Here is a 12,270-nt window from a genome sequence, read left to right on the forward strand (position 1 = left end):
TTTTTTCTGAAATTTTTATACTAATTAGTTATGAATTTTCATGAATTGCGTTAACATGTAATATATATACTTTTTTGGAGGATTTAAATTTTATGTTAGATAAAAAAATGTACGATGAAATATTTTCCCATTCATTTACTATGCCTATTAAGGTTATTTATTGGGATGGAAAAGAAAAGAACTATGGTTCAGAAGGCAAATCTGACATAACGATTAGATTTAATACAAAGGTTCCGATTTCTGAAGTTGTTAAACACGCAACGCTTACATTAGGTGAAGCATATATGAATAAGGATATTGAAATTGAAGGATCAATTCAAAAACTTATTATGAATGCCTATAAGCAATCAGAGAGTTTTATGTCAAATGTTAAACTAAAGAAAATTGTTCCCAAGTTTAGTCACAGTGAAGAAAGTAATAAAAAAGAGATACAAGAACATTATGATATTGGTAATGACTTTTATAAATTATGGCTTGATGAAACAATGACTTACTCATGTGCATATTTCCGTACACCGGAATATACTCTTGAACAAGCACAAATGAATAAAGTTCATCATATTTTGAATAAGTTAAATACTAAACCTGGTGAAACTATTCTTGATGTTGGTTGTGGTTGGGGAACAATGATGTTTACTGCAGCTAAAGAATATGGTTTGAATGCCAAGGGTGTAACACTTAGTCAAGAACAATATGATTATGTTAATAACAAAATTCAAGAAGAAAATTTGACTGATCAAATGGAAGTTATACTAGAAGATTATCGTGAAATTGATGAGAAATTTGACCACGTTGTTTCTGTTGGTATGTTTGAGCATGTTGGTGAGACTCACCTTGAAAACTACTTTAAGCAGATCAAGAATTTGTTGAAGCCAAATGGTACTGCCCTTATTCATGGTATTACTGGCCAACATCCTGGTTTGGGTGTTGATCCATGGCTTGTAAAATATATTTTTCCAGGTGGCTATATTCCTGATATTAAGGAAAATGTTGGTCATATTATGGATGCTAAGTTACAAATCGATGATTTAGAGCCATTAAGACGTCACTATCAAAAGACAGTTGAGATTTGGCACCACAATTTCTTAAAAGTTGAAGATAAAGTTAATGAAATGTATGGAGAAAAGTTCGTACGTATGTGGGACTTATATCTTCAAGCTTGTGCTGCTTCATTCCAAAGTGGTAATATCGATGTAATTCAATACTTACTTACAAATGGTCCTAGTGGAACTACATTACCAATGACTCGTGAATATATGACAGACTTGGATAAAAAGACTGCAGAATAGAGGATAAAGTGACTTTATTATCGAATAGATTACAAGCCGTTTATCAAATGGTAGAAGCTGGAGCAAGAGTTGCCGATATTGGTTCCGATCATGCTTATTTACCAGTTGAATTAGTTGAAACAAAAGTTGTTGACTACGCTATTGCCGGTGAAGTCGCAATTGGACCAATGTCTAGATCAAAAGAAGATGTTGAAAAATTTGGTTTAAGCAAAAAAATTGATATTAGACTCGGTGATGGATTAGCCGTTATTAATCGAGAAGATAAGATTGATACAGTGGTAATTGCCGGGATGGGTGGTATTTTGATTTGTGATATTTTATCACGATCAACAATGGAACAACTGTCGAATGTCAATACATTGATTTTGCAGCCTAATATTGGTGAACCTTTAGTAAGACATTGGTTAATTGAACATGATTTTGAAATTATAGATGAAGACATTCTTTCTGAGGATCATCACGATTATGAAATTATTAAGGCACGTAAAAAAGCTTCAGTTGCAGGATTAACTGAGGCACAATATTTAATGGGTCCAATTCTAATGACAAAAAAATCCGATGCCTTTATAAATAAATGGCAACGAAAATTGAATGGATACCGTAAGGCCGTTGATAATATGCATAATGCAAAAAAAATTGATGAGACCAAGATAAATAGAATGAAACAATATATTAAATATGTTGAGGAGATTTTATAATGGTTAAAGTTCAAGATGTTATTGATCAGGTTGAAGAATATGCTCCATTATCAATTAAAATGGATGGAGATCCAACTGGATTTCAAATTGGTGATAGGACTCGTGAAGTTAATCGAGTAATGACCACTTTGGATGTCAGACCAGAGGTCGTTCAAGAAGCTATCGATAAAAAAGTCGATTTGATCTTGGCACATCATCCCATTATGTTTAGAGCCGCAAAAAATTTGGATTTATCATCGGCTCAAAATAAAATGTATAGTGATTTGTTAAAACACGATATTTCTGTTAATGCTTCTCATACTAATATGGATAAGGCACATGGTGGAATGAATGATTGGCTAATAGAAGAACTGAAATTGGAAAATATCAGTTATCTTGATCCAGATGATGAGTACTCGATTGGAAGAGTTGGTGAATTAGCTGAGCCAATGGACTTATTAGATTTTGCTAAAAAAGTTCGTGACACTTATAATCTACCTAATTTAAGATATGTTAAATCACAGTTTGGTCAACAAGTTAAAAAGGTCGCTATAATCGGTGGAGATGCCGGTAAGTTTTACCCTGAAGTAAAAGAGGTTGGTGCTGATACATTTATTACTGGAGATGTTTATTATCATACTGCCCACGATATGATGGCTAGCGGATTAAATGTTATTGATCCAGGACATCATATTGAAGCAATTTTTATTAAGAAAATGGCAGAATTGCTCAATAGTTGGAAAAAAGCTAATCATTGGGATATAGATATAGTACAATCAGAAGTAAGTACAGAACCATATAATTTTATTTAGGGAGTGTGTGGAAATGGCAATAAAATACGAAAAGTTAGTACCACGTTTCTTGGGTTATGTAAAACAAAATACTCGTTCTGATGAGAATTCAGATACAATTCCTTCAACAAAGAGACAAACGGTCTTTTTGAATAAATTAGCTGATGAATTAAAAGGAATTGGTTTGAGTGATGTGAAAATCAATCCAGTTAATTCATACTTAACTGCTGAACTTCCATCAAATTTGAATTACGATGTCCCAGTTCTTGGACTAATTTCTCATGTCGATACTGCTGACTTTAATTCAGAAGATATTAAACCCAAAATCGTAGAGAATTATGATGGAAAGAGTGTTATTAAACTTGATGAAGAGGGTAAGTATACCCTTGATCCTAAAGTCTTTCCTTCATTAAAAAATTATGGTGGTCAAACGCTTATTACAACTAGTGGTGATACATTATTAGGCTCAGATGATAAGTCCGGTGTTACAGAGATTATTACAGCAATGGAATATTTGATTAATCATCCTGAAACAAAACATGGAAAAGTCAAAATAGGATTGGGTCCTGATGAAGAAATCGGAACTGGTTCATTAAAATTTGACGTTGATGATTTTGGTGCAGACTTTGCATATACTGTCGATGGTGGACCTGTTGGACAACTAGAATATGAAACATTTAGTGCAGCAAGTTTAAAGGTTTATATTACTGGTAAAGACGTTCACCCGGGTTCCGCCAAAGATATTATGATTAATGCAGTTAACATTGCTACTGAATTCCAAACAGCATTACCTGATGATGAAGTTCCTGAAAAGACTGATGGTCGTCAAGGATTCAATCATTTATTGGAAATCAAAGGTACTGTAGATAGTGCATATATGGATTATATCTTACGTGACTTTGACCGTGATGGATTGGAAGCTAGGAAGAACTTAGCAACCAAAATTGCCAAATCACTGAATGATAAGTATGGTGAAGGGGTCGTTAGACTTGATATGCATGATGAATATTATAATATGATCGATGTTATCAAGGACCATATGGATGTTGTCAAGGTTGCCGAAAAGGCATTGAATAATCTTGGCATAACACCCGATGAAGAACCTGTACGTGGTGGTACTGATGGTTCCACAATTTCATTTATGGGTCTACCAACACCAAACCTATTTGCTGGTGGTGAGAATATGCATGGACGCTTTGAATATGTAGCTGAAGAATCTATGGAAAAAGCAGTTGATGTAATTCTTGAAATCATTAAAATCAATAAAGATAATAAAAAATAATTAGTTTTATATTTAAGTAGAAGACACCTTTTGGATAAATTCCAAAGGGTGTTTTTTTACATCCTAAGTAGCCATAATGGCAAAAATGAATAATTTACTAGAATTTTTAGTAAAAGGTGCTTCATTTGTCCAATAAGCTGATTTATACTGTATATATGAAGATAATAGTATTTACTGCTGTTTATGGATATTTTCGACACAATAAAAAGCGTTGATGCTACTGAATAGAATTCAGTAATATCAACGCTTTTTGTGGATTATTTTTTGATTTATTAGGGGGGGGGAAGTATGAGATACAGAAGAAAACTACTTTATGCCACATTATTTACATCTAGTTGTCTATTTTCAACAAATATTGTTAAAGCAGATGATGTTGAACCATTAGGAGAAAGTGTAGCTGTTAGTCAGAGTGCACCAAAAGAACCAACAACTAATGATCAAAGTTCAGCGTCTACTACGGAAGCTAATATAGATACAACTAGTGTAGATAAAACGACTGATAATAATACATCAGTTCAGACTCAAGATACACAAGTAAATCAAGCCACTAAACAAGTACAATACAAAGAAAACTTGGATGGTGTCTATTCTACTAATGATCAGATTACTTATCTATATAAACAGGATGGTACGCAGGTTAAAAATCGTGCTTTGTCAGCAAATACATCTTGGTACACAGATAAACGCCAAACTATGAACGATGGATCTATTTATTATCATGTTGCTACTAATGAATTTGCTAACGGTAATGATGGTACTTATAAACCTTATGTTCAAGCATTTTCTGGTAATGCCACCGTTGTTTATAAGGATGGATCCGATATTCATGATTTTGAAGGTTACGGCAATAAAGCTACTTATGTTGGCAATAATTTACAAACAGGAAGCAGTTGGAAAATAAGTAATCACGCCAAAATTGGTAATAAAGAATGGTATCAGATTGGTAGTAATACTTGGGTACCTCAAGATTACATCGTGGTTAATGATGGTCAATATGAGGATGCTGATTGGATATCAGGTGTACCACTTATTTCTCAGCGTCCAGAATTACCAAATGGTTGTGAGATTACGGCTGTAACAATGATGTTGCAATATGCAGGTGCCAATGTTGACAAGATGCAGATGGCTAGGGAGATGCCAAGAAGTAGTAATTCGGATTACGGGTATATTGGTCAACCTTGGAATGGAACAGGTATTACTATTTTCCCACCAGCTCTTATGAACTTAGTAGAAAAATATACAGGTACTGCTAAGAACTTAACAGGTCAGGGGTTTGATGCTATCAAGTATCAAATCAATATTGGTCATCCAGTGGTGACTTGGAATACACTACATGGTTTTCCTTATCATGCTTTGGTTGTTACTGGTTATGATTCAAAGTACGTTTATTACAACGATTGTTGGACTGATCAGACAACACAAATGGGAATTAATCAATTTATCAATAATTGGGATACACAAAAAAGACGAGCAATTAGTTATTAAGAGGGAAATTTATAAATGAAGAATAGAGCTAAATTAGTAATGATTTGTGGTTTTGCATTAACAACCTTTCTAGCAGTTCAACAAAATGTAAAGGCCGATACAATCGATTCACAGCAAATTGAAAACGTAAATGTTAATGGTGTACCGAACGATAATACTCAGGTGGCACAATCTACAGTGCAAGATTCAGATACGATTCAAAATTCAAGTAATAATGATAACGCATCGTCAAATGATACTACTAAAGACGCATCTGTGAATACAGAAATACCTCAAACTTCAAGTAGCGATACACAAGGTAATTCAGCTTCCACACAGGCCGATTCGAATGCGACAAATGTTACACAGATTGATGGAGTAGTTCAAACTAATAAAGTAACTTATTTATATACGCAAGACGGATCTCAAGTTAAGAATCGTGCTTTAGGGGCTAATACTCCTTGGATAACTGACCGTATGTTGAATCTAAATGGTTCAAAGTATTATCGGGTTGCTACCAATGAATACACAAATAGTAATGATGTAACTATTCAATACGGTGAATCAAATGCTGGTGTAGTTCGTGTTAAGCAAGATGGGGGAGCTAATTACAAACAAGTAGATAGTGGCTTTATTAGAAATGGTCAGCCTAACCAAGCTCCTAGTTCAGTTTGGAAGTATAACAAGACAGATAATTCTAATGGATTGACATACTATCAAATTGCTAATAATGATTGGTTGGACAGTGATGATGCCACAATTGCTCCAGCATATCAAAATCCCAATAGTTGGCTACAGATTCAAAATACTCAAATTCAACCATCCGGTGGTTCAGTAGGTTATGACTTATACAACGGTGTTGAAGGAATTAAGACTTATTTAGTTAGAAAGTATTTTGGTTATTCTAATTCACACACAATATATGATAGTTCAGTTGCTTCATCAGTTAGAAATTTTCAATCGCGTAATGGACTAGCTGTTACAGGTATCGTTAACTTAGATACTTGGAAGGCTATGGGTTACTCAGAGGCTGATTGGTATGGTATTGATTCATACGTAGCTCCTCTTCAAACAAGTATTACAAGTACTCGCTCTGATCACATTGAAGCAATGATTAAATATATGGGCAAATCTTGGGTTTCTGGTGCTGCCTCAATGCCAGCTTATGGTGTTGATTGTTCTGGATTAGTTACTCAAGCACTGTATGCTACGGGTATTGATTCAGCTCCAATTTCAAATATTCAACATGCACAACCAGGACATGAATGGAATAGTCGTGATTATTGGGCAGATAATAGACTTCCTCGTGTCAATTTCAATAGTCGTCAACGGGGAGACTTGATCTTTTTTGCAGACCCATCAACAGGCGTCGTATGGCATGTCGGTATTTTGTTGAATGCAGATACAATGATTGAATCATGGCCATTTGCTGTTCAAGAACATTCAATCTATTCTTCACGTGGAACTATTGTTGGGGTCAAACGTGTCTTTTCTTAATCAGTAAATATAACAAATAGTAGGTTTAAAAAGCATTTAGATTATGAGATAATTTAGGTGCTTTTTATTTTGTATAAGTTTAGGTTTGAAGTCAATATGAAGTAAAAATTAGACGTTTAATCGTCGGATGAATAAGGAGAAAAATTATGCCATTAGTACATATCGAACTTATTGAAGGTCGCAGTCAAGATCAACTTAAGACATTAGTTAAGGATGTGACAGATGCTATCGTTAAAGATACTGGTGCACCTGCAGAACATGTTCACGTTATTTTAAATGAAATGAAAAAAGACCGTTACGCAGTTGGCGGAGTTTTAAAAAGTGATGAGTAATTCTTAGTTTCTAAATTAGGCCTGTATTTGCTAAGAGCAAGTATGGGCTTTTTATTTTGTTAGGAGATATTATGTTAGACTCAGTTTTACCAAATAAACATCTTACTGATGAGCAGCAAGATGTTTTTAAGAAGATATTGGCATTTTGTAAAAGTAACTCTGCTAACCAGGTGAAGGGACTATTTCAATTAAATGGGGATGCAGGAACCGGCAAAAGTGTAATATTGACACAATTGTTTTTGACAATTGAACAAAATGCCAAAAAAGATGGATCAGATAATTATTTTTTGGTTAATCATCCTGAGTTATTGAAAGTATATCAAGATAATGCTACTGAATTTTCTGTATTACGAAAAAATAGATTCTTGCGGCCAACTAGTTTTATTAATACTATGAATAAGAATAATAAAACGGCAGATATTGTTGTTATTGATGAAGCTCATTTGTTATTAAGTGAAACGGATAAATATAATAATTTTGAACAAAATAATCAACTTGAAGAGATTATAAAATTAGCAAGGACAGTAATTATTGTTTATGATGAGAATCAAGTTTTGAAATTAAAAAGTTATTGGTCACAGGAAGTGATTGATAATTTGGTAAAACGTTTTGAATTACAATACGAGATGAGTACATTACGTAATCAAATGCGTATGCTGGCACCAGATTCAGTCATAAATTGGATTAATGATTTGACTAGGAACTTAAAAATAAATCCAATTTATTCGAATAATACAGAATATATCGACGGATCTACTAAAAACTATAAATTTAGGATTTACAATGATGCGGAAAAAATGTATCAGCAGATATGTCGCGATAATGATAATTATAAAAGATCTAGGATAGTAGCGACTGCAGATTATCCTTCAACGTTGGATGGTAATAAACATTACGTTAACGAGGGGAATTTCCATCTTCCTTGGGATCAGTATAATTACGATAAAATAACTTGGGCACAAAAGGATTCAACTATTAATGAAATTGGTTCAATTTATACGGTGCAAGGTTTTGACTTGAATTACGTTGGTGTAATAATGGGGCCATCGATTGAATACGCCGGGGATGGTAAGATACGTATCAATATTGATGCATACGAAGATCAAGAGGCGTTTAAAAAACGTCATAATAATGATTTGGTAGATATTTATGATGCAAAAGAAGCGATAATTCTTAATTCGATGAATGTATTACTTAAACGTGGAGTTAAAGGAGTGTATATTTACTTTCATGATTCACGCATATATGATTTTTTGGAGAAAAGCTAAGGCTTTTCTTTTTTTGTGGCATAGAGGTTACATAATTTAAGTTATACGAAGCCGTATTCTAAGAGTACAATTCAATTTTGCTTTTGTCTTAAAGTTGATCGTTGAAGAGTAGTAATGAGAATTACGCAATACATGTACATCTTAACTTTCGCTTTAAAATTCTAATGAGTACTAAAGAAGATGTTGATATTATTAGCAAGGTCAAATTGTTTAATCCATTCAAATTTATAGTAGATAACATTCTTATATTGCTATTACAATTTTGGTGAGAAAATTCAGTGATCCATTTTTTTGAGTAACTTGAATATTAGATTATTATAGCCAATTAATTGTAGTAGGGGAGTTTGATTTAAATGTGAATTTGGAATCAATCATGTATTTATTTTGGTGATGCTATTCTTACATATGACAGAAAATTTTTAACAATTTTATGAGCTAGTTTGATAATCAAGAATCTAGTAGTTCATTGCATAAGCATAAAAGTATACTTTCTAAGTATTGCTTTACTATCACAACATAATGTTGCGTAAAGCAGAATGAATTAATTGTTGATTATTGATTCACCATATTAATACAACACATTGTATTTGGACAATTAACCATCTATCTTTGATATTATTCATATTACTGATTCAACTTTATAGTACTGCTGAATTAGAAAACAATTCGGATAAAGCTTGTGATAACAAGTGGTTGTTGTTGGAGTTAATAGGGTATTTAAGATTCTTTGACAGTTGATTTACCTTAATAGTTGAAATTTATATTGCTATATTGTAGGACTTTGCAGTATGTTTCACTTCAATGGATGATGTGGTATAATCTATTTAAACATACATGGTGTTGCTTAGAGAATGTAATAGATTATCACGAATATAGCAGCACTTTACAATATACGACGTAACGTTGGATTAGTGAGGATATTATGCAAAGATTAACTAAAACAGATGAGAATATAAAAAAATCCTTCATCGATTTGATGAAGGATAAAGGTTTTGAACATTTAACTATTAGTGATATTACTGCTAAAGCGAAAATTAATCGTAGTACTTTTTATGCTCATTATGAGGATAAGTATGCTTTGGAAAAACATTTTGAAGACCTTATTTTAAACGAGCTTAGTGAACAATTAAATAATAATTTGGATTCAACTGTGAAATATCAGGATATAAAAAATGGTGTTGAAGTATATCCTGTGATGAATACAATTATAGATTACATTGAATCTGAGTTTGATTTGATCAAGGTATTGATGAGTAGTAGTGGAACAACACTTGAAAGTCGCATGAAAGACGTTTTATATCAAATTGTTGATCAGGGATTATACTTGGCCAAAGGGAACGATGAGATGGTTGATAAAATTCCTAATGATTATGCATACGAAATTGTTGTGTCAGGAATATTAAATACAATAAAATTTTGGCTGTTTAAAGACAAACCAGAGGATAAAGAGACAATAGTGGATATCATTATGAAAACACGTTATTTGAGTCCATATGATCTGTTGGGAGTCGATAATCAGTTTGGCAAGACAATTAAGGTTTGATTTTTAATTCGTTGATGTTATGTTCACTCATCAAATTCTTTATATCCTTTAGCAAGGCCTGGTTACTATTGTATTCAGCAAAGGCTATTGAGGTGGTCAAGGAGTGACTTAGTCGATTGTAATCAATTGGTAAGGTGTTAAGAGTATTTTTAGCAGCAAGAAAATAGAGCGTATCAGTGAATTCACCAGTAAAAAACTCGTTGAATTTGTGTAAGCCAAGTTGAATCAAGGTATTACTCCGTATAAAGTCCTTGTTGTTTGTATAGCGAGTAGCCATTTGTGTGATCATTAATCGATAATAGTAAAACTCGGTACTGGATTTTATAGTCAGATTTTCTATATTTGAGAATGCTAAATCATAGTAGTAATCAGTTTTAGTGATTTGGTTCTTATTCATATAAATCAAGCCTAATTCTGCGTATATAATTGTTCCCCAAAATGTTTTGTGGTTTTGTAGAAGTTCTAGAGAATAGTTCAATTGAAAGATAGCCTCATCATTATTTTGCTCATCTTTTGCAATTAATGCCGATATAAAATGGAGATGTGCTTTTTCCAAAGAGGGTAGAGGATCTTCTTTTATTGTGGAAATTGTTGATTTTACGATTTCCATTTTTTTGTTTTGAATGGCATTATCCATTACTTGAAATTTGTCTAAAAATAGATTACTGGATGGCAAAGATGAGAACTCTGAAAAAACGTTATCAAGTGTTAAGTTTAATTTTTGACAGATGGAAATAAGAACTGATATTGATGGAGATATATTTTGATTCTCTATTTTACTTATGATGGCTTGGGTACAAATACCATCAGCTAATTCGGTTTGACTAAGATTCAATTTCTTACGTTGTGTTTGAATGACTTTTCCTAAAAGCATAAAAGCTCCTTATAATATTAATTTGAGTAATATATTGTAGGACATATTTTACCAAATATTACATATAATAATATTATATGCTATTTTTGAATAAATAACTGATATTTGTAATAGATTCAAATTGATTATTTAAATAGATAATTATATGTTTAATGGCCACTTTTAACATGATCACTGAATATTTAATGGCTTAAATACATTGGTGAAAGATCTTTATAATCTGTTAAAAATGATTGCAAATACAAATTGAGACAAAAAAATAGTGAGTCCTAAGACTCACTATTTCAAATCAGTGTAATTTTATTGATGTAGTTTAAGGTATTCTAAGATGATTTTTAACTCATCAGCAGTTGGTTCATAATCACCTGATTTTAGGTTATGAATTCTCTCGACTGAAAGGTGACTTTCAAATGCAAATTGAGCATCATTCATATTTTTATCACGTTCAAATTGAATAATTGTTTCAGCTATACTTGGTTTCTCCATAAATAAATAACCTCCGATAAGTCCATCATATCATTAAGACTTAATTAATTGAGTATTTTTTAAAATGTTGACCATCTAGTGATTGGCCAGTAACGCAACTTAACCTCACCAACAACTGCTTTTTTATTGATAAAGCCAATAATACGACTATCCTTTGAAACGGTTCTGTGATCTCCCATAACGAAGTATGATCCAGCAGGAACTTTATTTGTCTTTTCGATAGTTTTTAAAGTTGAACTACTGTATCTTTGTTGCCACTCAGGAGCGGTTTTTGCTAGTTGACTCAAAGTAAAATTGTATGTGTAATTGTAAGCTTTGCCAGCATAGATGCTTGTATCAGGCTCTTTTTTCTTTGAACCAGCATCTAAGAAACTTTCATCAAATTTCTTACCATTAATGTACATTTTATTGTTCTTTGAAACAACAGTGTCACCAGGTAATCCAATAATTCTCTTGATGTAAAATGAACCAGGTTCATCAGGAGCCTTTAAAACTATGACATCCCCACGCTGCAAACTAGTATGTCTAACAGCAATTAATTTCTCGCCATTTTCAAAAGTAGGCTGCATGGATGGTCCTGAAACTTTATCGTTTGAAAATACAAACTGCATAAGCAAGAAGAACACGGCATAAATTGCGGCCGTCAAAGCAATGGTCTGTAGCCAAAACTTCCAGCCGGTTTCTTCTTTATCCGGCCTTCGTTTTGTATTATTTCTATTCATAATTCACCTCATACATGTACTACTTAGAATATTACACTTTTTCAG

Annotated in this window: 12 protein-coding genes; 9 read left to right on the forward strand and 3 right to left on the reverse strand. The window is 32.7% G+C overall.

The window, feature by feature from the left end:
• Positions 1 to 92 precede the first annotated feature (92 nt).
• From BTM29_RS09605 to BTM29_RS09645, 9 genes are all read left to right on the forward strand, one after another.
• Positions 93 to 1,289 (forward strand): SAM-dependent methyltransferase, encoded by a 1,197-nt coding sequence (locus BTM29_RS09605; protein ID WP_076616724.1) that lies wholly within the window; start codon positions 93 to 95, stop codon positions 1,287 to 1,289.
• Positions 1,290 to 1,297: 8 nt separating this feature from the next.
• A complete protein-coding gene (locus BTM29_RS09610) occupies positions 1,298 to 1,987 on the forward strand; it encodes a tRNA (adenine(22)-N(1))-methyltransferase (RefSeq protein WP_076616728.1) in 690 nt (229 codons plus the stop codon).
• Entirely contained in the window at positions 1,987 to 2,778 is a 792-nt protein-coding gene (locus BTM29_RS09615; RefSeq protein ID WP_076616731.1) for a Nif3-like dinuclear metal center hexameric protein, read from the forward strand. The genes BTM29_RS09610 and BTM29_RS09615 overlap by 1 nt, the downstream gene beginning before the upstream one ends.
• Before the next feature lie 13 nt (positions 2,779 to 2,791).
• Positions 2,792 to 4,039 (forward strand): peptidase T, encoded by a 1,248-nt coding sequence (gene pepT / locus BTM29_RS09620; protein WP_076616735.1) that lies wholly within the window; start codon positions 2,792 to 2,794, stop codon positions 4,037 to 4,039.
• Between the two features lie 288 nt (positions 4,040 to 4,327).
• Positions 4,328 to 5,524 (forward strand): C39 family peptidase, encoded by a 1,197-nt coding sequence (locus tag BTM29_RS09625; RefSeq protein ID WP_076616738.1) that lies wholly within the window; start codon positions 4,328 to 4,330, stop codon positions 5,522 to 5,524.
• Positions 5,525 to 5,539: 15 nt separating this feature from the next.
• Positions 5,540 to 7,000, forward strand: a complete 1,461-nt coding sequence (locus BTM29_RS09630; protein WP_076616742.1) for a C40 family peptidase — start codon at positions 5,540 to 5,542, stop codon at positions 6,998 to 7,000.
• 146 nt (positions 7,001 to 7,146) lie between these two features.
• Positions 7,147 to 7,332, forward strand: coding sequence for a 2-hydroxymuconate tautomerase (locus tag BTM29_RS09635; RefSeq protein ID WP_076616746.1), 186 nt, complete (start codon positions 7,147 to 7,149; stop codon positions 7,330 to 7,332).
• A gap of 71 nt (positions 7,333 to 7,403) precedes the next feature.
• A complete protein-coding gene (locus tag BTM29_RS09640; protein WP_076616750.1) occupies positions 7,404 to 8,600 on the forward strand; it encodes a DUF2075 domain-containing protein in 1,197 nt (398 codons plus the stop codon).
• Between the two features lie 922 nt (positions 8,601 to 9,522).
• Positions 9,523 to 10,143 carry a TetR/AcrR family transcriptional regulator gene (locus tag BTM29_RS09645; protein WP_076616754.1) on the forward strand — a complete coding sequence of 207 codons (621 nt, stop codon included), beginning with the start codon at positions 9,523 to 9,525 and terminating at the stop codon, positions 10,141 to 10,143.
• On the opposite strand, the gene BTM29_RS09650 is transcribed toward BTM29_RS09645, so the two are convergent.
• From BTM29_RS09650 to lepB, 3 genes are all read right to left on the reverse strand, one after another.
• Positions 10,133 to 11,017 (reverse strand): helix-turn-helix domain-containing protein, encoded by an 885-nt coding sequence (locus BTM29_RS09650; protein ID WP_076616758.1) that lies wholly within the window; start codon positions 11,015 to 11,017, stop codon positions 10,133 to 10,135. The genes BTM29_RS09645 and BTM29_RS09650 overlap by 11 nt on opposite strands.
• A gap of 300 nt (positions 11,018 to 11,317) precedes the next feature.
• Positions 11,318 to 11,503 carry an LBP_cg2779 family protein gene (locus tag BTM29_RS09655; protein ID WP_076616762.1) on the reverse strand — a complete coding sequence of 62 codons (186 nt, stop codon included), beginning with the start codon at positions 11,501 to 11,503 and terminating at the stop codon, positions 11,318 to 11,320.
• Positions 11,504 to 11,562: 59 nt separating this feature from the next.
• On the reverse strand, positions 11,563 to 12,225 hold the full coding sequence (gene lepB, locus BTM29_RS09660) for a signal peptidase I (protein WP_076616765.1): 663 nt from the start codon (positions 12,223 to 12,225) through the stop codon (positions 11,563 to 11,565).
• Positions 12,226 to 12,270: the final 45 nt, after the last annotated feature.

The organism is Companilactobacillus allii (assembly GCF_001971585.1).
GTDB classification, from domain to species: domain Bacteria; phylum Bacillota; class Bacilli; order Lactobacillales; family Lactobacillaceae; genus Companilactobacillus; species Companilactobacillus allii.